This window comes from Streptomyces sp. NPDC111520 (assembly GCF_055635295.1).
In genome coordinates this window covers 183,969-205,094 of the sequence record NZ_JBVKBW010000005.1, presented here as the reverse complement: position 1 = coordinate 205,094, position 21,126 = coordinate 183,969, and the positions used below count along the sequence as shown (strand labels likewise).

Annotated in this window: 23 protein-coding genes and 1 pseudogene; 13 read left to right on the top strand and 11 right to left on the bottom strand. The window is 73.4% G+C overall.

Annotated features, from left to right (window positions below):
- Window positions 1-13: 13 nt before the first annotated feature.
- Complete coding sequence (locus tag ACZ7MY_RS13260; protein ID WP_499601533.1) at window positions 14-763, bottom strand: LppU/SCO3897 family protein; 750 nt, start codon at window positions 761-763, stop codon at window positions 14-16.
- 258 nt (window positions 764-1,021) lie between these two features.
- Between ACZ7MY_RS13260 and gcl the strand changes: the two genes are divergently transcribed.
- Window positions 1,022-2,809: a glyoxylate carboligase gene (gcl, locus tag ACZ7MY_RS13255; protein WP_499601531.1), complete on the top strand. Its 1,788-nt coding sequence runs from the start codon at window positions 1,022-1,024 to the stop codon at window positions 2,807-2,809.
- 112 nt (window positions 2,810-2,921) lie between these two features.
- Here the strand turns inward: gcl and ACZ7MY_RS13250 are convergent, their stop codons facing one another.
- From ACZ7MY_RS13250 to ACZ7MY_RS13235, 4 genes are all read right to left on the bottom strand, one after another.
- Complete coding sequence (locus tag ACZ7MY_RS13250) at window positions 2,922-3,467, bottom strand: EF-hand domain-containing protein (protein ID WP_499601529.1); 546 nt, start codon at window positions 3,465-3,467, stop codon at window positions 2,922-2,924.
- Window positions 3,468-3,594: 127 nt separating this feature from the next.
- Window positions 3,595-4,335: a hypothetical protein gene (locus ACZ7MY_RS13245; protein WP_499601527.1), complete on the bottom strand. Its 741-nt coding sequence runs from the start codon at window positions 4,333-4,335 to the stop codon at window positions 3,595-3,597.
- A gap of 339 nt (window positions 4,336-4,674) precedes the next feature.
- Window positions 4,675-5,574, bottom strand: a complete 900-nt coding sequence (locus tag ACZ7MY_RS13240) for a 2-hydroxy-3-oxopropionate reductase (RefSeq protein ID WP_499601526.1) — start codon at window positions 5,572-5,574, stop codon at window positions 4,675-4,677.
- Between the two features lie 15 nt (window positions 5,575-5,589).
- On the bottom strand, window positions 5,590-6,420 hold the full coding sequence (locus tag ACZ7MY_RS13235; RefSeq protein ID WP_499601524.1) for a TIM barrel protein: 831 nt from the start codon (window positions 6,418-6,420) through the stop codon (window positions 5,590-5,592).
- 119 nt (window positions 6,421-6,539) lie between these two features.
- Between ACZ7MY_RS13235 and ACZ7MY_RS13230 the strand changes: the two genes are divergently transcribed.
- The 8 genes and pseudogenes from ACZ7MY_RS13230 (at window position 6,540) to ACZ7MY_RS13195 (ending at window position 12,136) form a co-directional block, all read left to right on the top strand.
- Window positions 6,540-6,791, top strand: coding sequence for a YkoF family thiamine-binding protein (locus ACZ7MY_RS13230; RefSeq protein WP_499601523.1), 252 nt, complete (start codon window positions 6,540-6,542; stop codon window positions 6,789-6,791).
- Complete coding sequence (locus ACZ7MY_RS13225; RefSeq protein ID WP_499601521.1) at window positions 6,788-7,168, top strand: helix-turn-helix domain-containing protein; 381 nt, start codon at window positions 6,788-6,790, stop codon at window positions 7,166-7,168. The genes ACZ7MY_RS13230 and ACZ7MY_RS13225 overlap by 4 nt, the downstream gene beginning before the upstream one ends.
- A gap of 134 nt (window positions 7,169-7,302) precedes the next feature.
- Window positions 7,303-7,815 (top strand): 2-oxo-4-hydroxy-4-carboxy-5-ureidoimidazoline decarboxylase, encoded by a 513-nt coding sequence (gene uraD / locus ACZ7MY_RS13220; protein ID WP_499601518.1) that lies wholly within the window; start codon window positions 7,303-7,305, stop codon window positions 7,813-7,815.
- Window positions 7,812-8,204 (top strand): hydroxyisourate hydrolase, encoded by a 393-nt coding sequence (gene uraH / locus ACZ7MY_RS13215; protein ID WP_499601516.1) that lies wholly within the window; start codon window positions 7,812-7,814, stop codon window positions 8,202-8,204. Before uraD ends, uraH begins: the two co-directional genes overlap by 4 nt.
- A gap of 7 nt (window positions 8,205-8,211) precedes the next feature.
- Window positions 8,212-9,099 (top strand): factor-independent urate hydroxylase, encoded by an 888-nt coding sequence (gene pucL, locus ACZ7MY_RS13210; RefSeq protein ID WP_499601514.1) that lies wholly within the window; start codon window positions 8,212-8,214, stop codon window positions 9,097-9,099.
- An 11-nt stretch (window positions 9,100-9,110) separates the two neighbouring features.
- On the top strand, window positions 9,111-10,496 hold the full coding sequence (locus ACZ7MY_RS13205; RefSeq protein WP_499601512.1) for an 8-oxoguanine deaminase: 1,386 nt from the start codon (window positions 9,111-9,113) through the stop codon (window positions 10,494-10,496).
- 443 nt (window positions 10,497-10,939) lie between these two features.
- A pseudogene (locus ACZ7MY_RS13200) lies at window positions 10,940-11,909 on the top strand (RNA-guided endonuclease InsQ/TnpB family protein); the annotation flags it as partial.
- Between the two features lie 47 nt (window positions 11,910-11,956).
- Window positions 11,957-12,136, top strand: coding sequence for a hypothetical protein (locus ACZ7MY_RS13195; RefSeq protein WP_499601511.1), 180 nt, complete (start codon window positions 11,957-11,959; stop codon window positions 12,134-12,136).
- Between the two features lies 1 nt (window position 12,137).
- Here the strand turns inward: ACZ7MY_RS13195 and ACZ7MY_RS13190 are convergent, their stop codons facing one another.
- Window positions 12,138-13,127, bottom strand: coding sequence for a hypothetical protein (locus ACZ7MY_RS13190; RefSeq protein WP_499601510.1), 990 nt, complete (start codon window positions 13,125-13,127; stop codon window positions 12,138-12,140).
- A gap of 282 nt (window positions 13,128-13,409) precedes the next feature.
- On the opposite strand from ACZ7MY_RS13190, the gene ACZ7MY_RS13185 reads away from it, so the two are divergent.
- Window positions 13,410-14,501 (top strand): LacI family DNA-binding transcriptional regulator, encoded by a 1,092-nt coding sequence (locus ACZ7MY_RS13185; RefSeq protein ID WP_499601508.1) that lies wholly within the window; start codon window positions 13,410-13,412, stop codon window positions 14,499-14,501.
- A 41-nt stretch (window positions 14,502-14,542) separates the two neighbouring features.
- Here the strand turns inward: ACZ7MY_RS13185 and ACZ7MY_RS13180 are convergent, their stop codons facing one another.
- A complete protein-coding gene (locus tag ACZ7MY_RS13180; protein ID WP_499601507.1) occupies window positions 14,543-15,634 on the bottom strand; it encodes a PP2C family protein-serine/threonine phosphatase in 1,092 nt (363 codons plus the stop codon).
- Window positions 15,635-15,821: 187 nt separating this feature from the next.
- Here ACZ7MY_RS13180 and ACZ7MY_RS13175 point away from each other — a divergent pair, with 187 nt between their 5' ends.
- Window positions 15,822-16,142, top strand: a complete 321-nt coding sequence (locus ACZ7MY_RS13175; protein ID WP_499601505.1) for a nuclear transport factor 2 family protein — start codon at window positions 15,822-15,824, stop codon at window positions 16,140-16,142.
- Between the two features lie 30 nt (window positions 16,143-16,172).
- Here ACZ7MY_RS13175 and ACZ7MY_RS13170 read toward each other — a convergent pair whose 3' ends face one another.
- The 4 genes from ACZ7MY_RS13170 to ACZ7MY_RS13155 form a co-directional block, all read right to left on the bottom strand.
- The gene (locus ACZ7MY_RS13170; RefSeq protein ID WP_499601504.1) at window positions 16,173-16,778 is read right to left on the bottom strand and encodes a class I SAM-dependent methyltransferase; all 606 of its coding nucleotides are present in this window, start codon (window positions 16,776-16,778) and stop codon (window positions 16,173-16,175) included.
- Window positions 16,768-17,379 (bottom strand): exonuclease, encoded by a 612-nt coding sequence (locus ACZ7MY_RS13165; protein WP_499601503.1) that lies wholly within the window; start codon window positions 17,377-17,379, stop codon window positions 16,768-16,770. The genes ACZ7MY_RS13170 and ACZ7MY_RS13165 overlap by 11 nt, the downstream gene beginning before the upstream one ends.
- A 109-nt stretch (window positions 17,380-17,488) precedes the next feature.
- Window positions 17,489-19,111, bottom strand: a complete 1,623-nt coding sequence (gene aceB / locus ACZ7MY_RS13160; protein ID WP_499601501.1) for a malate synthase A — start codon at window positions 19,109-19,111, stop codon at window positions 17,489-17,491.
- 172 nt (window positions 19,112-19,283) lie between these two features.
- A complete protein-coding gene (locus ACZ7MY_RS13155; RefSeq protein WP_499601499.1) occupies window positions 19,284-19,928 on the bottom strand; it encodes a nucleotidyltransferase family protein in 645 nt (214 codons plus the stop codon).
- Between the two features lie 44 nt (window positions 19,929-19,972).
- Here ACZ7MY_RS13155 and ACZ7MY_RS13150 point away from each other — a divergent pair, with 44 nt between their 5' ends.
- Window positions 19,973-20,626 carry a histidine phosphatase family protein gene (locus ACZ7MY_RS13150; RefSeq protein ID WP_499601497.1) on the top strand — a complete coding sequence of 218 codons (654 nt, stop codon included), beginning with the start codon at window positions 19,973-19,975 and terminating at the stop codon, window positions 20,624-20,626.
- Window positions 20,627-20,792: 166 nt separating this feature from the next.
- Window positions 20,793-21,113: a DUF5955 family protein gene (locus ACZ7MY_RS13145; protein ID WP_499601495.1), complete on the top strand. Its 321-nt coding sequence runs from the start codon at window positions 20,793-20,795 to the stop codon at window positions 21,111-21,113.
- The last annotated feature ends 13 nt before the right edge of the window (window positions 21,114-21,126 follow it).

The window sequence follows — 21,126 nt, the reverse complement described above, 5'->3', positions numbered from 1 at the left end:
GCACGGGCGGCGGTCAGGAGTTGTCGTTGCGTGCCAGGCACAGCACGTACTTGGTCGAGCCGTGCTCCGCCAGGAACGCGGCCACCGTGCGGGGGTAGACGTCGCAGCGGCCGGTGTCGGTGGTGTCCTCGAAGCGGCCGACGACCTCGTACTGGGCCTCCGCGGAACCGCAGTCGACGACCTTCACGTCCGGGAAGAAGGTCTGCCCGTTGCTGTGGACGCAGTCGCCGGCCTTGGCGAAGTCGGGGTCGTCGTGGAGCACCAGCCAGCCCGCGCCGATCAGGAGCACGGGTATCAGCAGGCCCAGGGCGGTGGGGCGGAGCAGGATCGGCCGGCCGGGGTCGGCGGGCGTGCCGGGGGCACCGGGGACCGGCTCGGCCAGGCGGTTGATCCTCCAGCGCTGGAACAGGTTGACCAGCAGCGTGAGCGGGTTGACCAGCATCGAGGCCGGGCTCCACCAGCCCTGCACCAGGCTGTTGGAGACCATCTCGCGGTGCTTGGCGATGCCGCAGCGCCGGCAGAACGGGGCCCGGACCTTCAGGAAACGCATCATCACGACCATGCCCTGGTGGCCGCGGACGGTCGCCTGGACGGCGGGCACGGAGCCGCAGAACAGGCAGGAGCGTCCGTAGCCCGGCACCTCCTGCCCGAACGGCGGCAGGGGTCTCGGCCGCGCGGCCGGGGGCACCGCCTGTGCCTGCGGCGGCGGTTGGGGTCCTGAGGGGGGCTGGGACTGCGCGGGCGAGGGCGTGGGCGTGGTCAAGGGGATCACCTGGGGTCCGTGTGAAGCCGATGTGAAGGGCGAGCGGAACCCTAGTGGGTGGTACCGACATCCATCGACCCCGTTCCCGAACGGCTTTCGCGCCTCCTTCTTGACCCGCGCGCCAGGGTCGCCCTATGTTCGCAGTAGTTCCGCATGACAAAAGAAGGCTTCCGCTATGTGGAATGTCAAAGGGTCGTGGGGAAGTGTGGAGCACCGGGCGCGACAACCTGGCCAGCAGGACGACGCAGGAGTGACCGAATGCCTCGAATGACCGCCGCCCGAGCGGCAGTGGAGATCCTCAAGCGCGAGGGCGTGGACACCGCGTTCGGCGTGCCCGGCGCCGCGATCAACCCCTTCTACGCCGCCCTCAAGGCCTCCGGCGGCATCCAGCACACGCTGGCCCGGCACGTGGAGGGGGCCTCCCACATGGCCGAGGGCTACACCCGTACCGCCCCCGGCAACATCGGCGTCTGCATCGGCACCTCGGGTCCGGCCGGCACCGACATGATCACGGGCCTCTACTCGGCCACCGGCGACTCGATCCCGATCCTCTGCATCACCGGTCAGGCGCCCACGGCCGTGATCCACAAGGAGGACTTCCAGGCCGTGGACATCGCGTCCATCGCCGCGCCCGTGACCAAGGCGGCCACCACCGTCCTGGAGGCGGCCCAGGTCCCCGGGGTCTTCCAGAAGGCGTTCCACCTCATGCGCTCCGGCCGTCCCGGCCCGGTCCTGATCGACCTGCCGGTCGACGTCCAGCTGACCGAGATCGAGTTCGACCCCGAGACGTACGAGCCGCTGCCGGTGTGGAAGCCGGCCGCCACCCGCCGCCAGATCGAGAAGGCGCTCGCCATGATGGCCGCCGCCGAGCGGCCGCTGATCGTGGCGGGCGGCGGGGTGATCAACGCCGACGCGGCCGGACTGCTGGTGGAGTTCGCCGAGCTGACCGGCACCCCGGTGGTGCCGACCCTGATGGGCTGGGGCGCCATCCCGGACGACCACGACCTCAACGCGGGCATGGTCGGCCTGCAGACCTCGCACCGCTACGGCAACGCGACCTTCCTGGAGTCGGACTTCGTCCTCGGCATCGGCAACCGCTGGGCCAACCGCCACACCGGCCGGATCGACGTCTACACCAAGGGCCGCACCTTCGTGCACGTCGACATCGAGCCCACCCAGATCGGCAAGATCTTCGCCCCCGACTTCGGGATCGCCTCCGACGCCGGCGCCGCGCTCGAGCTGTTCGTCGAGGTGGCCGAGGAGCTGAGGGCCGCCGGCGAACTGCCCGACCGCTCCGCCTGGGCGGCCTCCGCCCGGGAGCGCAAGGCGACCCTGCACCGCCGGACGCACTTCGACGACATCCCGATGAAGCCCCAGCGCGTGTACGAGGAGATGAACCGCGCCTTCGGCCCCGACACCCGGTACGTCACCACGATCGGCCTCTCCCAGATCGCCGGCGCGCAGATGCTGCACGTCTACCGGCCGCGCCACTGGATCAACTGCGGACAGGCCGGGCCCCTCGGCTGGACCGTGCCGGCGGCCCTGGGCGTGGCGAAGGCCGACCCGTCGACCCCGGTGGTGGCCCTGTCGGGCGACTACGACTTCCAGTTCATGATCGAGGAGCTCGCGGTCGGCGCGCAGCACCGGATCCCGTACGTCCACGTCCTGGTGAACAACGCCTACCTGGGCCTGATCCGCCAGGCGCAGCGGGCGTTCGACATCGACTTCGAGGTCAACCTGGAGTTCGAGAACGTCAACTCGCCCGAGCTGGGCGCCTACGGCGTCGACCACGTCAAGGTCGCCGAGGGCCTGGGCTGCAAGGCGATCCGGGTCACCGACCCGGACGGGCTCGGGGCCGCCTTCGAGCAGGCGAAGAAGCTCGCGGCCGAGTACCGGGTGCCGGTGGTCGTCGAGGCGATCCTGGAACGGGTCACCAACATCTCCATGAGCGTCACCAACGACATCGGCAACGTGGTGGAGTTCGAGGAACTGGCCACCGAACCCGGCCACGCGCCCACCGAGATCATCCCGCTCACGGGCTCCTGAGACCGGCTCGCCCGACGTGCCACCGGCCGCCGCGTCCTGACCTCCCGGGCGCGGCGGCCGGACTCCACGCGCGGCCGACCCGGGAACCGCGGCGGGTCCCGGGACAGCAGGCTCAGAGCGGCCCGAACAGCCAGTTGCCGGGGGCCTCGGGGTCGGTGCCGATGTAGTAGGCGCGGATGGCCGCCACCAGTTCGGCCGTGCTCACACAGCCGTCGCCGTCGGTGTCGATGCGGTTGAAGGCGGCGGCGATGTCGGTCAGCGGGGTGTTGAAGGCCCGCTGCAGGACCTCGAACTCCCCGCGCACGACGTGTCCGTCACCGTCGGTGTCGCACAGGAGGGCGACGGCCTCGGCCGCCGGGTGGAAGACCGGGTCGAAGGCGGGTCCCTCGATGAAGGCCTTGGTCATCCCGTGGTGGTACTCCGCGGAGGACAGCCGCCCGTCGCGGTCTCTGTCGGCGTACGCCGCCAGCTCCGCCCAGACGGCGTCCAGCCGCACCGCCACCGCCTTGCCCTTGGGTGAGGTGGGGGACATGCCGAAGCCGTGGATCAGCCGCGCGCCGACGTCCTGGAAGTCGGCGCGCTCGGCGTACCCGTTGCCGTCCGTGTCCAGACGGCGGAAGGATTTGTCGAGCTTGCGCTTCAGAAGGGCCGTAGACATCGCTGCGTCCTTGACGTAGTCCTGGGGTGCCGTACGGAGGGGAACCTCTCGATACTCCCCCGGGAGCGGCGGTCGCGCGACCCGAGTGACCACGGACGGTGAAGGGCAGCCCTGAGTTCGTCCCGGCTCAGGGCGTGGCGTGCGGGCCCGTCCTGATCAGTACGTCGGCGGCGTCGTTGACCGGCTGGGGCGTGCCGGTGAGGTCCATGACGAAGAGCGGCACACCCAGCCGGTCCGCACGCAGCCGCGCCTCGTGGGCGTAGCCCGCCAGGGAGAAGAAGGCCCCGGTGGAGTCCTCGTTGAGGCAGTTGAGCCAAAGGGTCTCCACGTCCCGCAGCGGCGTCGGCCGGGTCGTCGGGTCGACCTGGGCCACGACCCCGTCGCCGCGCAGGTCGATGCCGTTCGCGGCGCGGTCCCCCGCGGTGCGCACCCCCGCGAAGCCGAGCCACTTCAGGTACTGCGCGGCGGCGGTGACCGCGTCCCTGGCGGTACGGATGGTCACCGGCCGGAACGGCGGCCGGGACGGCGGCCGGGACGCCGGCGCGGAGGCCCCCGGGCCGTCCTGCCGCAGCGGGGGGACCGGGCGCCGCTCGGGCACCCGCAGTGCCCGGGTGTCCACCGGCAGCCGCACCACCGCCCCGCAGTCGCAGCCCAGTTCGGGCTGCGGCCACTGGTCGTCACGTCCGCAGTCCGGGCAGCGCATGGCCACCCAGGAGTCGTCCCAGGACCGGTGGCGGATCTGCAGCGGGACGCCGCCGCGCAGGATCGGCAGGGCCAGCGGCGTGCCGCAGGCGCAGGGGAAGGTGGGTGCGGTGTAGGCGTGCTCCCGGCGGCAGGCCGGACAGCGCACGGGCACGCTCTCTGCCATGGTTCGCGACTCCTGGGCGGTACGGCGGTACGGCGTTGCGGGCGGCGCGGCGGGACGGCGGTGCTCGCCGGAACGGTCCTGCCCTCCATGCTCCCGCAAGCGGAGCCCGTCGCGCACCCGTCTTGCCGTCCCCGTGTCGCCGGGAGGACGCACCACCGCCCGGGCACCCGGTCCGCGTCCGGCCCGGCCGCGGTACGGGTCCCCGGGCGGGGCCCGGTCCGCGCCGCCTCGACCTACCCCTCAGAAGTTCTCGGCGGCGCGGACGTTCGTGGTTCCGGGCGGCGGCGCCCCGTCGGGCGCGACGGGACGGGTCGGGGCGCCGCCGCCCGGAAGTCGGGGTCAGCCGCCGGTCGGCAGGCCGGACAGCCGCTCCACACCGCGCAGCAGGGCGGAGTGGTCCAGGCCGCCGTCGCCCTGCGCCCGCAGGGAGGCGACGAGGTTCGCCACCACCGAGCCGACGGGCAGGGCGGCGCCGACGTTGCGGGCGGCGTCGGTGACGATGCCCATGTCCTTGTGGTGCAGGTCGATGCGGAAGCCGGGGGCGTACGCGCGGTCGAGGAAGTTCTGCTTCTTGCGGGTCAGCACCGTGGAACCGGCGAGGCCGCCGTTCAGCACCTCCAGGGCCGCGGGGAGGTCGACACCGGACTTCTCCAGGAAGACCACGGCCTCGGCGCACGCCTGGATGTTCACCGCGACGATCAGCTGGTTGGCCGCCTTGACGGTCTGCCCGGCGCCGTGCGGCCCGCACAGGACGACGGTCTTGCCGAGGGCGTCGAACAGGGGCCGCGCCTCGTCGAAGTCTGCCTGCTCGCCGCCCACCATGATGGACAGCACCGCCTCCACGGCGCCGGCCTCGCCGCCCGAGACGGGGGCGTCCAGGACCCGGATGCCCTTGGCGGCCGCGGCCTTCGCGAGGTCGACCGAGGTCTGCGGGGTGATCGAGGACATGTCGATCAGGAGCGTGCCCGGCCGGGCGTTCGCCAGGATGCCGTCCTCGCCGTAGGCGACGGCCTCCACCTGCGGGGAGGCCGGGACCATGGTGACGACGACGTCGGCGTCCTTCACGGCCGCGGCGATCGAGGCCGCGGGCGTGCCGCCGGCCGCGGCCAGGCGGTCGAGCTTGTCCTGCTCCAGCGTGTGGCCGGTGACGGAGTACCCGGCCTTGATCAGGTTCTCCGACATGGGGGAGCCCATGATGCCGAGGCCGATCCACGCGACCGTGGGAAGTGTGCTGGTCATGATGTCCTCTCCGGATTACTTGTCGGCGTCGGCGAGCCAGCCGAAGGACGCGGCGCTGCCCTCGGGGCCCGGCTTGTACTCCAGGCCGACGAAGCCGTCGTAGCCCGCGTCGCGCAGCCGGCCCAGGAGGGCGGCCAGCGGCAGGGAGCCGGTGCCGGGGGCGCCCCGGCCGGGGTCGTCGGCGATCTGGACGTGACCGGTGCGGTCCGCGTAGGCGTCGATCACGGCGGGCAGGTCCTCGCCGTTCATCGACAGGTGGTAGAGGTCGAGCAGGAACCGGGCGTTGCCCAGCCCCGTCTCGGCGTTGACCTTGTCGACCACCTCGACCGCGGCGGCCGCGCTCACCAGCGGATAGCGCGGCGACTCCGGCGCGTTGAGGGCCTCGACCAGCAGGACCGCGCCGACCCGGTCGGCCGCGTGCGCGGCCCGGACCAGGTTCTCCAGGGCGAGTTCGTCCTGCGCCTCGGGGCTCACGCCGTCCACCCGGTTGCCGTACAGCGCGTTGAGGGCCGTGCAGCCCACCGAGCGGGCGAAGTCGGCGGCGACGTCGATGTTGGCGCGGAAGCGGGCGGACTCCTCGCCCGGCAGGGACAGGGCGCCGCGGTCGGGGCCGGGGAGCTCGCCCGCGTAGAAGTTCAGGCCCACCAGTTGGGTGCCGGCCTCCTGCAACGCGTCGCCCAGGGCGTCGAGTTCCGACTGCGGAGGGGTCGGCATCCGGGTCCACGGCCACCACAGCTCGACCGCGGAGAAGCCGGCCGCGGCGGCCGCCGCGGGGCGCTCCAGGAGCGGGAGTTCGGTGAAGAGGATCGAGAGGTTCACATCGAAGCGCGTGGAGTCGAAGCCCATCACATGCGCCCTTCCGTAATACGGAAACTAGTTTCTACTTAACGGAAGACTCCCGGAGCCGGACGGCGGCTGTCAAGAGGGATGTCCCGGAAAGCCGCTGACCAGCTAGGTTGAGGGGCGTGCGCTTGAGACTCGAATTCACCACCGAGCCCTTCGACCTGGACGAGCCGCCGCGGCACGCCGTGGTGGGCCGCGAGGTCCTGGAGACGGCCGGGCTGGACGCCGTCGACGTCGGGCCCTTCGGCAACTCGGCCGAGGGCGGTACGGAGCAGGTGGTCGCGGTGGTCGGCGATCTGCTGCGGCGCACCCTCCAGGCCGGTGCGACCCGGGTGTCGCTGCAGGTCAACGTCGTGGGTGAGGCGGACCGGTGAGCGAGCCGGTCGAGCACCCGCTCCGTGCGGCGATCAAGCCGCTCGCCGACGCCATGGGCGCCGAACTGGTGCCGCCGGGCGAGGCGCGCGGTGACGACGTCGTACTCAGCTGGGAGGGCGCGGAGGTCGTCGCCGTACGGCTGCCGCACCTCGCGGACTCGCTCGACCACATCCTGGCCGACCTCGAGCGCCGCCACGGCAAGGCGCTCTCGGAGCTGGGGCGCAAGGAGAAGCAGACGGTCGTCCGCATCCTGGAGGAGCGCGGCGCCTTCTCGGTGCGCCACGGCGTGGAGACGGTCGCCTCGGCGCTCGGCGTGAGCCGCTTCACCGTCTACAACTACCTCAACAGGGAGAACGCGGCGAAGGAAGGCCGGTAGCAGCCCCCGGCCCGCGGGCCGGTGCGCGGGTCCGCGCGCGGAGGGGCTGGTGGCGGCGGCCGTCCGGGCGTCGTGGGCCGCGACTTTTCAACAAACTGTTGACGTCGTGTGGTGGACGCTCCTAGCGTGCCCTTGTGACTTCCAGCCCATCCCCGGGCCTGGCCCGGTTCAACGCCGCCGGCGGACCGGAGGCGGCGGCGCTGCTGCACGAGGTCTGCGCGAGCCGCTCCTGGGGTGCCGCCGTCACGGCGGCCCGCCCGTACGACACCCTCGACGCGCTGCTCGCCGCCTCCGACGCCGCGACGGCCCGCCTCGGCCCCGACGACCTGGCCGAGGCGATCGCGGGCCATCCGCCGATCGGCCGGCCCCGGCCCGGCGACCCGGTGTCCGCCCGCGAACAGAGCGGGGTACGGGACACCCAGCGCGCGGAACTGCTCGCCCTGAACCTCGCCTACCAGGAGCGGCACGGCCACGTCTTCCTCATCTGCGCCACCGGGAGGACCGGCGACCAGATGCTGGCCGCGCTCGAGGAGCGCATCGGCAACGACCCGGGCACCGAGCGCGAGGTCGTCCGCGCCGAACTGGGGAGGATCAACCGCGTACGGCTCACCCGCCTCGTCGCGACCCCGCAGGAGGACCCCTCATGACCTCCGTGTCCACCCACGTCCTGGACACCAGCGCCGGCCGCCCCGCGCGCGGCGTCGCCGTCACCCTGGAGGTGCGCGCCGGGAGCGCGGCCCCCTGGGCGCCGCACGGCACCTCCCGGACCGACGCCGACGGCCGCTGCAAGGACCTGCCCGACCCGCCGGCGGGCACGACCCACGTACGGCTGGAGTTCGCCACCGAGCCCTACCTCACCCGTCAGGGCACCGACCACCGCAGTCGAGCCGCGGACCAGCAGGACTCCCCCCGCACCGGGGACAGCGGAGCCTTCTTCCCGGAGGTGGCGATCGTCTTCGCCGTCGAGCCGGGCGAGCACTACCACGTACCGCTGCTGCTCAACCCGTTCGGCTACTCCGTATACCGAGGGAGCTAGCACCGACATGTCGCCCACCCGACTCGGCCAGAACCAGTACGGCAAGGCGGAGACCCGCGTCGTCCACGTCACCCGCGACGGCGCGACCCACCACGTCAAGGACCTCAATGTCTCCGTCGCCCTCTCCGGCGCCATGGACGACGTCCACTATTCCGGCAGCAACGCCGCCGTGCTGCCCACCGACACCACCAAGAACACCGTCTTCGCCTTCGCCAAGCAGCACGGCGTCGCCTCCGCCGAGCAGTTCGGCATCCACCTCGCCCGGCACTTCGTCACCGGCCAGGAGTCCATCGCCCGGGCCAGGATCCGCATCGAGGAGTACGGCTGGGAGCGGATCGCGCGCGAGCACTCCTTCGTCCGCGGCGGCGGCGAGACCCGCACCACCGAGGTCACCTTCGACGGCACGCGGTGGCAGGTCGTCTCCGGCCTGAGGGACCTCGTGGTCATGAACACCACCGACTCCGAGTTCTGGGGCTTCGTCAAGGACCGGTACACCACGCTGCCGGAGACCCGCGACCGCGTCCTCGCCACCGAGGTCCGCGCCCGCTGGCGGTTCCACTGGACCCGGGACGAGGACCCCGCCCCGCCCTGGGAGGAGTCGTACGCCGAGGTCCGCCGCCACCTCCTCGACGCCTTCGCGGGCACCTACTCGCTCTCCCTGCAGCAGACGCTGTACGCGATGGGCGACCGGGTCGTCGAGCACCGTCCCGAGGTCGACGAGGTGCGGCTCTCGCTCCCCAACAAGCACCACTTCCTCGTCGACCTCGAGCCCTTCGGCCTGAAGAACGACACCCCCGACAGCGCCGTGTACTTCGCGGCCGACCGCCCCTACGGCCTCATCGAGGGCACCGTCCTGCGCGACGGAGCCGAGCCCCGCATCCCGGTGACGGACTGAGAGGCCCCGCCATGACCGCCCCAGCAGAGCGCACCGTCATCGAGAACTGCGCCGTCGCCACCGTCGACGCGGACGGCACCGAGTACCCGGACGGCCACGTCGTCGTCGCCGGCGACCGCATCGAGTCCGTCGGCCCGGGTCGCGCCCCCGCCGGACTGGACGGGGTCGTCAGGAGGGTGGACGGCACCGGCCACCTGCTCACCCCCGGCCTGGTCAACACCCACCACCACTTCTACCAGTGGCTCACCCGGGGCCTGGCCACCGACCACAACCTCTTCGACTGGCTCGTCGCCCTCTACCCCACCTGGGCCCGCATCGACGAGCCGATGACCCATGCGGCGGCCCAGGGCTCCCTGGCCATGATGGCCCGCGGCGGGGTCACCACCGCCATGGACCACCACTACGTCTTCCCCCGCGGCACCGGAGACCTGTCCGGCGCCATCATCCGGGCCGCCGCCGGCATGGGCGTGCGCTTCACCCTCGCCCGCGGCTCGATGGACCGCGGCGAGTCCGACGGCGGACTGCCCCCGGACTTCGCGGTCGAGACTCTCGACGACGCCCTCGCCGCCACCGAGGAGACGATCGACAAGCACCACGACGCCTCGCCCGGCGCCATGACGCAGATCGCCGTCGCCCCCTGCTCGCCGTTCTCGGTCTCCACCGAACTGCTGCGCCAGGGCGCCGTACTCGCCCGGCGCAAGGGCGTGCGGCTGCACACCCACGGCAGCGAGACCGTGGAGGAAGAGCAGTTCTGCAAGGAACTGTTCGGCATGGGGCCGACGGACTACTTCGAGTCCACCGGCTGGCTCGGCGAGGACGTGTGGATGGCGCACTGCGTCCACATGGCCGACTCCGACATCGCGGCCTTCGCCCGCACGCGGACCGGCGTCGCCCACTGCCCGTCCTCCAATGCCCGCCTGGCCGCGGGGATCGCCCGCGTCCCCTACATGCTCGCGGCCGGCGTCCCGGTCGGCCTCGGCGTGGACGGCACCGCCTCCAACGAATCGGGCGAGCTGCACACCGAGTTGCGCAACGCGCTGCTGATCAACCGCCTCGGCGCCCACCGCGAGGCCGCGCTGACCGCCCGTCAGGTCCTGCGGCTGGGCACGTACGGCGGCGCCCAAGTGCTCGGCCGGGCCGCGGAGATCGGTTCCCTGGAACCGGGCAAGCTCGCCGACCTCGTCCTGTGGCGGATGGACACCCTCGCCCACGCCTCGATCGCCGACCCGGTCGCCGCCCTGGTCCTGGGCGCGGCGGCCCCCGTCACCCTCTCCCTGGTGAACGGCCGCCCGGTGGTGGAGCAGGGCCGCCTCGTCACCGTCGACGAGGAGGCCGTCGCGCGCGCCACCCGCGACCAGGCCCGGCGGCTCGCGCGGATCGCGGGCCTGACGGGCTGACCGCCGAGGTCCCGCGCAGACCCCGGCCGGGGGAGGGACGGCCCCCCGGCCGGTGCCGGGTCCCGCCCTGCCCGGGGCGGGACCCGGCGTTCGGCCGCGTTCGGCGCCGGACGCGGGCGGGGGGCGGGCGGTCGCGCACGGCCCGCCGGCCGGGAATCCCTTGGAGGACTCCGCACCGGCTCTTCACGGCCGCGTGTTCCGGATGGGCCCGTTTACACTCTCCCGGTTCCTGCCAGAGTTCCGTCCCGGACGGGAGAACCCCATCGGCGAGGCCGTCACGGACCGTCGGGGTCGGACCGTCTGCCTCTGATCTTGGCCAGTGCTCTTGGGTTGGGGGTGAAGGCCGTCCTTGGCCGGGAGCCGAGTAGCGGCGGAGTTCGCTGCCGGCTCGGGGGTGATGTCAGGCGCCCGGCGGACGTCCTTCGCGCGGCCAGGCCGGTCCAGCGTACCGAAACTTCTTCGACGGCCTTCGGGGCAAGCGCCCCGCGATGGGACCGCCCCGCTTGAAGTCCCGCAAGGATACGCGGCAGGCGGTCCGGTTCACCGCGAACGCCCGGATGGAAGATCACGGCCGGCGGGAAGCTGCGGCTGCCCAAGGTCGGTGACGTGGCCGTGAAGTGGTCCCGCTCCCTGCCATCGGCACCGTGCACGGTGACGGTGGTCAAGGACAGTGCGGGCCGGTACTTCGCCTCGTTCGTGGTCGAGGCCGAGCCCGGGATGCCGCCCGCCACGGACAGCGCCGTCGGCATCGACGTGGGCCTGATTCACTTCGCGGTCCTCTCCGACGGAACGAAGATCGACAGCCCCCGCTTCCTGCGCCGGGCCGAGAAGAAGCTGAAGAAGGCTCAGCGCGATCTCAGCCGGAAGGCCAAGGGATCGAAGAACCGGGCGAAGGCCCGGATCAAGGTTGCACGCGCCCACGCACGGACCGCCGACGCGCGGCGCGAGTTCCACCACCAGCTCTCCACGGAGATCATCCGCGAGAACCAAGCGGTTGCAGTGGAAGACCTGGCGGTCAAGGCGCTCGCCCGCACCCGCATGGCCAAGTCGGTGCACGACGCGGGATGGTCGGCATTCACCGCGATGCTGGAGTACAAGGCCGCCGTGTACGGGCGGGCTTTCCACCGCATCGGACGCTTCGAACCGACCTCTCAGGTCTGCTCGGCCTGCGGCGTCAAGGACGGCCCCAAGCCCCTCAGCCTGCGCATGTGGACGTGCGCGGCCTGCGGGACCGTCCTTGACCGCGACATCAATGCGGCGGTCAACATCGCGAAGGCGGCCGGACTGGCCGTATCAGCCTGCGGAGCGTGGGTAAGACCGGTACTCGTACCGGCGCAGCGCGAAGAAACAGGAACCCACCCCAAGCCCCAGCCAGAGACCACCGGCAGGCAAGTGGGAATCTCCGCCCTTTAGGCCGGAGAGGATGTCAACTCAAGACCTTCCGGCTCTCGGAGAACCAGGTGCGCCGCGGCCACCTGCTCGACCGCCTCGCCGCCCACGACTGGCATCTGGCCCGCACCGCGGCGGCCCTCGGCGTCGACGAGGCGCAACTGGGCCGGCGCCTGGAGTCGGCCGGCTTCGGCCCACTGCTGCGCCAGGACGTCCTCGACGGCCACCGGGCGCGGACCCGCACCGGCTGACCTACCGGTGGCCCGGGCCCCGGCCCTGGGAGCGGCCCTGGGCCTCGCGCAGCACCGCGCCCCCGCGGGAGACGGTGTACAGGTCGGTCGGCACCGGCCAGCCCTTCTGCCCCGCGTGGTCGCCGTTGAGCCCGCGCGCCCACTTGCTGTAGTCGGTCTCCAGACCGTTCCCGGTGATGCGGATGCCGGGCGGCACCATCCGGGCGGCGCCCGACGCCGGCTCGGCCACCGTGTGCCGCAGGGTGACGAACAGGGCCTGGTTGGCGGGATGGTCGGGTCCCGCGTCCAGGTGCCGGGCGACGACCTCCCGGCGCACCGGCAGCCACAGCCGCAGCGCGGTCCGCGCCGACCGGGGGAGCGTGAACTCCTGCCGGGTCGCGGTCGTCCGGCCGGGCAGGTTCACGGTCAGCCGGATGCGGGACTCCCCGGCCGACAGGTCGGTGACGTCGGCGGCCACCAGTCCCTCGCGGGGCACCGCCGTCGCCCACAGCACCTCCAGCGCCGCCAGCAGCCGCAGCCGGTACGGCTCGCGGCGCGGCTCGACGGGGGTGGCGAGCGCCCGGCGCAGCACGATGTGCCCGGTGAAGTCCAGGGGCTCCTTGGTGTGCTTGGACCAGGGGCGCATCCCGCGGGCCTGCCACCCGAAGGGGGCCCGCCCGGCGGCCCGGTTGAGGTCGGCGACGCCGTCCATGATGTCGCGCTGGCTGGCGGGGGTGAGCTGCCGGCCCAGCTGCCCCGCCCGGGTGCGGTACCGGCCGGCCGCGATGCGGCCGAGCACGGTGTCGGGCCGCCCCGGGTGGCCCAGGACGGCGTCGGAGAACAGGTCGTCGAGGCTGCCAAGCGCCCGCGGCGGGAGGTCGGCGGCCGCGCGCTCCAGCACCGCGGTGGCCTTGCGGAGCCGTTCCTCCCGGGAGCGGGAGGTGGCGATGCCCGGGTCGGCGAGGGCGCGTTCCAGGGCGGCGCGGAGCTGGCGGAGGGCGGGCGCGTTCACGGCAGCAGGGTAGGGGCAGGCACCGACAGCCGGGGGAGACGCGTCACGGGAGGGACGAGTAATGCGGGGGTCGAGATTGCCTGGTGGCCACCCGCCCCACGCCCCCGCGCCGTACCCGCGGGCCACCGGGCGCCCCCGCGGATCCCCACGTCGGGACCGCTGCCGCCCGCACCGCCTCCTCCCCGGTGCGAACCTGTGGATCAACGCCGTGCGCGCAGTGCGTACAGTGCGGGGCAGCAGTGGTTCACGACACCGCCCGCCCGGAGCACCGAGGGGAACACCGTGCGACTCCACGTCGACCAGCGCCACGAACGGGTACTGGAGTTGGTCCGCCAACGGGGCACCCTGCGGGTGACCGACCTCGCCGACGAACTGGGCGTGTCGACCGTGACCGTGCGCCGGGACGTGGAGACGCTGGCCGAGCAGGGCCGGCTGCGCCGGGTCCACGGTTCCGTCCTGGCGCCCACCGCCGGGGGCGCCGCGGAGCCCGCCCGTGCGGGGGCGCGGGACGCCGAGGGGCTCGTGGTCGGCATGGTGGTGCCCACCCTCGACTACTCGTTCGGCGAGATCGTGCAGGGCGCCCGGGAGGCCGTGGAGGCGCGTGGGGGGCGGCTGGTCCTGGGCCTGTCCGGGTACCTGCCCGAGGGCGACGAGGAGCAGGCCGGCCGGCTGGTCGCCTCCGGGGTGGACGGGCTGCTGCTGACCCCGGGCTGGACGCCCGCGCCCGGGGGCGGGGCCCGGATCGCCGAGCGCGCGGTGCCCCTGGTGCTGGTGGAGCGGCTGGCGCCGCCCGGGAGCCAGGCGGCGGAGCTGGACCGGGTGCGGACGGATTCCGCGCAGGGGGCGGTGATGGCGGTGCGGCACCTGGCGGCGCTGGGGCACCGGTCGGTCGCGCTGGTGCTCCAGGAGACGGCGCACGCCGGGCCGTTGCGGTCCGGGTACGCGGCCGCGGTGGCGGCCCTGGGACTGGCCCCGGCGCCCGGGTCGCCGTTCACCGCGGCGGCGGACCTGCCGGAGGCCGAGCGGGTGGACGTGGCGGTGCGGCACGTGCGGGCGCTGGTGGAGGAGCACGGGGTGCACGCGGTGCTGATGCACGGCGACGAACTGGCGGTCATGGTGGTCTCGCGCCTGCGGGCGCTGGGGCTGCGGGTTCCGCAGGACCTGGCGGTGGTGGTCCACGACGACCAGGTGGCGGGTCTCGCGGATCCGCCGCTGACGGCGGTCGCGGCGCCCAAGCGGGCGGTGGGGGAGGCGGCCGTCGCGCTGCTGCTGGAGCGTGTCGCGGCGGGCGGTGGGTCGTCGCCGCGGCGGCACGTGGATCTGCTGCCCTCGCTGCGGGTGCGGGCCTCGTGCGGGGCGGCGCGGGGGGTCTGACGGGGCGGACGGAGGCGGGCGGCACGGGGGCGGCCGCGGGGTCAGAAGTGGCAGACCGCCAGGAGTGCCATGTCGTCGCTGCGCGGGCCGCCGGTGTGCGCGTGGACGTCGTCGAGAAGGGCGTCGAGGAGTTCGTCGGGGCCGTCGAAGGGCACGGTGGCCAGCCGGGCGACGGGGTCGTAGAAGGTGCCGTCGGCGTCGCGTGCCTCGGTGACGCCGTCGGTGTGCATGAGCAGGGCGGCGCCGGGTGGGAAGGGGAGCGTGTCGACCTCGTCGGTGACGTCGTCGAGACCCATGCCGAGGGGCAGGGCGTGGGCCGCGGGTTCGGCGCAGCGCACGGTGCCGCGGTGCAGGACCAGTGGGGGCGGGTGGCCGCGGTTGACCAGGCGCAGTCCGCTCTCGCCGGGCGGGAACTCGGCGAGGACGGCGGTGACGAACCATTCCAGGCGGTCCATGCCCTCGCGGCGTTCGGCCGCGCGCCACAGTGCCCGGTCCATGCGGTTCGCGACGCCGGCGAGGGTGGGTTCCTCGTCGGCGGCCATGCGGAACGCGCCGAGTACCACGGTGGCGGCCTCCACGGCCGCCATGCCCTTGCCGCGTACGTCGCCCATGATGCAGCGCAGTCCGTAGGGCGTGTCCTGGACGGCGTAGAGGTCGCCGCCGATCTCGGCCTCGGCCTCGGCGGTCTCGTAGCGGGCGGCGATGCGGTAGGGGCCGACGCGTCGCGGCGGTACGGGCAGTACGGCGCGTTGGACGGCGGCGGCGACGCCGCGTGCGGAGCGCAGCCGGACGTCGCGGACGTGGAGGAGGCGGTTGATGAACACGGCCACGACGGCGACGGCGGTGATCGAGAGCAGTTCGCTGATGCCGCCGGGGCCGCCGAGGTAGCCGAAGTGGCTGAGGATGCCCGCGTCGGCGGCGATGGCGCCCGCCCCGACCAGCGCGGTGCCGGGCAGGGACATCAGGGGGGCCGCCAGCATGGGGGCGACGGAGTAGAAGGCGGTGGCGCTGAACTGGGCGGGGGTCAGGTAGTCGACCAGGAAGCCGCCGACGAGCAGCACGACGGGGAGCATGCGGACGTACCGCAGTACGTCGCGTCCTTCGTCGGTGAGGTCCTCGCCCCCGCTCGCCACGCGTGTGCTCCTGCCGTCGCTGTCGGGCCGCCGGACTGGATCCCAGGGTCCCCGGGGTCGGGTCGGGGGGCCAGCGGTGGCGGTCCCGGCGGGTGAACGGCGGGCGGGCCGTGCGGTCCCGGGTAGCGGGGCGGGGCCGCTCGGGCGAGGCTGGTGGCACGATCCGTGAGCACAGGGAGCAGCAGCGATGATCCGCACCGACGCCCTCAACGAGCCGGCCGTCCGCGCCTTCGTCTCGGCGGTGAACGCCGGGGACCGCAAGGCCTTCGAGGCCGCGCTCACCGAGAACGCGACGATGTCCGACGACGGCTCCGACCGCAACCTCAAGGAGTGGGCGGACCGGGAGATCTTCGAGTCGCACGGTCACATGGACGTGCAGTCCCAGGATTCGGCGGGTCTCACCCTCATCGCGGACTACCGCAACGACGCGTGGGGCGAGATGCGCACGAAGTGGCGTTTCACGGTGGACGACGGCAAGATCAGCCGCTTCGACACCGGTCAGGCCTGAGCGCGACGGCGCGTCGTCCGGCGGGGCCGGTCAGCCGGCCCTGCCGTCGCGGTACTCCAGCAGGTAGCGCCAGAACAGCAGGCGCCTGATGCGGCTGCCGGGAAGCAGGTGTGCCGCGTCGGCGCGGATCTGCGGCAGGGGTGTGTCCGGTGGGCGTACGGGGGCCCGGACGGGTCCGGGGGTGCGGCCGCGGATCCGGTCGGTGACGGCCGTGACCGTGCGAGCGGCGGCGTTGAGTGGGACGGCGGTCAGGCTGACGGCCCAGTCGGCGGGGGTGCGTTCGGGGTAGCAGCCGAGGACGAGCAGGACGCCGCCGGGCGCGAGGGCGGCGCGCAGCGCGGTGACCGTGCCGAACGGCATGTGGTGCAGGGCGGCCAGGCAGGTGATGAGGTCGTAGTGGCCCCGGGGGAGGTCCACGCGGGTGACGTCGGCGACGCGGAAGGTGACTCCGGGGGCGGTTCCGGCGGCGGCGACGGCCTCGGGGGAGGCGTCGACGGCGTCGACGCGCAGTCCTCGGGCGGCCAGGCGCCGGGCGAAGCGGCCGGTGCCGCAGCCGACGTCGAGGGCGGTGAGTGCGCCGGGCGGGACCTTGCGCAGCAGCAGGCGGTGGTAGTGGTCGTTGTGGTCAAAGGGCATGCGGGGTGCCCTTCCAGGCCATGAGGTTGGCGAAGAGCTCTGCCTGTTCGACGGCGTCGTCGAGGGCGTGGTGGGTGTGCCGGCGGCGGGAGAGGAGTTCCGGGGGCATGGTGCCCTTGGCGACGGCGCGCAGCGGTACGCCGGCCTTGGCGGCGTAGAGGGTCTTCATGTCGAGGCAGCCGGAGTGCCCGAAGGGGCTGGATCCGGTGTAGCGGATCAGGTACCAGTACAGGAACATCCAGTCGTAGGCGGCGGGGTAGCCGGTCATGACGGGCTGGGCGCCTTCGCTGACGGTGTGCACCCAGGTGGTGAACTCGGCCATGGTGGCTGCCGGTTCGCTTCCCTCGGCGGCCAGGCGTGCCCGGTCGAGGCCGCTGACGGCGAGTGCCTGCGGGTCGGTCTCGGTTCCGGCCGGGCGCAGTTCGCGGTAGAAGGTGTCCCGCTCGGGGTCGGCGGCGGTGAATCCCGTGGCGTCCTGCCGTCCCGCGACGGCGGCTCCGAGGCTGAGCATCGAGTACGGGCCGGGGATGGGCCCGTCCGCCTCGACGTCGACCGAGATGTACAGGCTGGGCCTCGCGGCGCGTGGTCGTGCTGCTGGCATGCCGACGATCATGCCAGTGCCCCCGTGCCCGCCGGGTGTCTTTTCCCGGTGCGGGTCCGTGTGGGGCGGTGGCCCCTGGCCGGGGGTGGCCGGGGGCAGGGAGGCCGGTTCAGTCGAGCAGTTCGTAGGCGGGCAGGGTGAGGAAGTCGACGTAGGTCTCGTCGAGTGCCGTCTTCAGCAGCAGGTCGTGGGCCTGCTGCCAGCGGCCGGCGGCGAAGGCCTGCTCGCCGGTCTCCTCGCGGATGGCGGCGAGTTCGCGGTCGGCCAGGGTGCGTACGAGGTCGGCGGTGGCCTTCTCCCCGTTGTCGGCGAGGACGACGCCCGCGTTGACCCACTGCCAGATCTGGGAGCGGGAGATCTCGGCGGTGGCGGCGTCCTCCATGAGGTTGAAGATGGCGACGGCGCCCATGCCGCGCAGCCATGCCTCGATGTAGCGGGTGCCGACCTGGACGGCGTTGCGCAGTCCCTCGTAGGTGGGCTTGGCGTCGAGGGAGTCGACGGCCAGCAGGTCTGCGGCGGTGACGTGGACGTCCTCGCGCAGCCGGTCCTTCTGGTTCGGCCGGTCGCCGAGGACGGCGTCGAAGGAGGCGCGGGCGATGGGCACGAGGTCGGGGTGGGCGACCCAGGAGCCGTCGAAGCCGTCGTGGGCCTCGCGGTCCTTGTCGGCCTTGACCTTCTCGAAGGCGACCGCGTTGACCTCGGCGTCGCGCCGGGAGGGGATGAAGGCGGCCATGCCGCCGATGGCGTGGGCGCCGCGCCTGTGGCAGGTGCGGACGAGCAGTTCGGTGTAGGCGCGCATGAAGGGCGCGGTCATCGTCACGGCGTTGCGGTCGGGCAGCACGAAGCGCTCGCCGGCGTCGCGGAAGTTCTTGACGATGGAGAACAGGTAGTCCCAGCGGCCGGCGTTGAGGCCGGAGGCGTGGTCGCGCAGTTCGTGGAGGATCTCGTCCATCTCGAAGGCCGCGGTGATCGTCTCGATGAGGACGGTGGCGCGGATGGTGCCCTGTGCGATGCCGAGGTGGTCCTGGGCGAGGACGAACACGTCGTTCCACAGGCGGGCTTCGAGGTGCGACTCGGTCTTGGGGAGGTAGAAGTAGGGGCCCTTGCCCTTGGCGAGCAGACGGTGCGCGTTGTGGAAGAAGTAGAGGCCGAAGTCGACGAGGGCGCCGGGGACGGGTTCGCCGTCGACGGTCAGGTGGCGTTCGTCGAGGTGCCAGCCGCGGGGCCGCACGACGACGGTGGCGAGTTCGGCCTCGTCCTTGAGCGCGTAGGACTTGCCCTCGGGGGAGGTGAAGTCGATGCGGCGCTCGTAGGCGTCGATCAGGTTGACCTGGCCGCCGACGACGTTCTCCCAGGTGGGAGCGGAGGCGTCCTCGAAGTCGGCGAGCCAGATCCGGGCGCCGGAGTTGAGGGCGTTGATGGTCATCTTGCGGTCGGTGGGGCCGGTGATCTCCACCCTGCGGTCGTCGAGGGCGGCGGGGGCGTCGGCGACGCGCCAGTCGCCCTCGCGGATGTGGGCGGTCTCCGGGAGGAAGTCCAGGGTGCCGGTGCGGGCGATCTCGGCGCGGCGTTCGCCGCGTTTGGCGAGGAGTTCGGCGCGGCGGGGAGCGAACCGGCGGTGCAGCTCGGCGAGGAAGGCGAGCGCCCCGTCGGTCAGTACTTCCTCCGCGCGCTCGACGGGGGGTGCGGTGGCGGCGACGACGGCGTGCGGTGCGGGTCCTGGTGCGGACATGAACCTGACTCTCCTCTTGCCGGTGAGGGGTGCCGTGCGACCGGGAGAGCCGGGCGGCCACCGGGCCCCGGCCCTGGCACGGGGTGCCGGACCGGGCGGGTTGCGGCTGCGAGGCGCGCCGATCGTACGGGCGCTTCTGCTGGGTGGAGCATAGTTTTTGCATTGCGGAAGTTCAACGTTCTGTGGCACCCGGTGCAGGGGGTGCCGGCGGGTCCGCCAGCAGCCGCAGGTCATCCGGGGTGTCGATGTCGGCGGGGACCGCGACGTCCCCGCACTCGACGCGTGCGATCGCCTCCTCGTGCCGCCTCAGGTAGGAGCGTGCCCCCTGGTCCCCGACCGCACTCGCGGCGATCGCCGCCCAGTGGGCGGCGCCCAGCAGGATCGGGTGGCCCCGTCTGCCGCCGTACGTGGCGGACGCGAGGGTGCGCGGCGAGGCGTAGGCGGCCACCACCCGGGCCACCGCGGTGGCCCCGATCCCGGGCTGGTCCACCAGCGCCACGACCACGGCCGGCGCGCCGGTGCCCGCCAGCGCCTCCAGGCCGGCGCGCAGCGAGGAGCCCATGCCCTGCTCCCAGTGCGGGTTCACGGTGACGGCGTAGCCGTCCAGCGCGGCCCGTTCGCGTACCTGTGCCGCCGCCGCGCCCAGCACGATGTGGACGGGGCCGCAGCCGCCGGCGCGCAGCGTCCGCGCCGCGTGTTCGACCAGCGGCCGGCCACCGTACTCCAGCAGCGCCTTCGGGCGGCCGCCCAGCCGCCTGCCCCCGCCGGCCGCCAGCAGCAGCCCGGCGACGGCGCCCGTGCCCGCGTCGCTTCCCATGCTCCCTGGATACCGTGGACGGGGGGCGGGGGAAAGGACCGGCCATGACGCGCTGGATCATCGCCGTACGCCACGGGGAGAGCGAGGCCAACGTGGCCTTCGCCCGCGGTAGGTCCCTGCACGGGGTCCGGGACGCCGCTGTGGCGTTGACGGCGCTCGGGCAGGAGCAGTCGGCGCGCCTCGGCCGCGACCTGCTGGCCTTGCCCGCCGCCGAGGCGCCCGCCCGGGCCGGCTGCTCGCCCTTCGAGCGGGCCCGGCAGACCCTCGACGCCGTCGAGGAGGTCCGTACGGCCGCGGGGCGCGCGCCGCTGCCCGTCACCTACGACGAACGCCTGCGGGACCGCGGCATGGGCCGGCTGGAGCTGCTCACCCCCGAAGGGATCCGTGAGCGGTTCCCCGAGGAGGCGCGGCGCCGCGAGTGCGAGGGGGAGGCCGGCTACCGCCCACCGGGCGGGGAGTCGGTGGGCGACGTCGAGGACCGCGTCCGGGACTTCCTGGAGGAGACCGCCGCCCGCCCCGGCCCGTCGCTGCTGCTCGTCACGCACGACGCGGTGGTGCTGGCGCTGCGAAGGCTGCTGGGGACCCCGCCGTCCGCCGACGTCGCCGTCGCCAACGCCTCGATGGCCCGCTGGCGACGCGACGGCGCAGGGCGCTGGCGGCTCGCGGACTGGAACCGGATCGCGGGGCCCGGACGTTAATGTCGGCAAGTCGTCACGTGCGACGAGAAGTTGCGGCGGATTTCGCTCTCCGTATAGCGGGGGAAGCGCTCCGTCGCGTTTACTGTCCTCCCCGATTGCGGCGGACCGGATGGGGCCGGCCGTCCAGGGGGGAATCACCGGGGGCCTACCTGTGGGGGACGTATCAGTGGTGAAGGACGTGGCCGCCCGTGCGGCGGTCGACGACGGCGGGACCCTCGACCCGAGGGTGACCGCCCTGCGGGCCGCGGTCGCCCGCTGTCGCCGTGAACTCGCCGGGTACCGGGGCAACTTACCGGACCGGCACATCGCCGAGGACGAGCTCTCCGCGCTGGCCGCCGCCGCGGCCGCCGGCGTCCCGGACGTCCCGCGGCTGCGCCGCGGCCTGCTCGTGATCGCCGGGGCGCTGGGCTCCGTCAGTGCCCTGGCCGGTGCCCTCACCGAGGTCCGGCGGGCGATCGAGCTGTTCGGCACCCCGCGTCCCGAATGACGCGGGGTGCCGG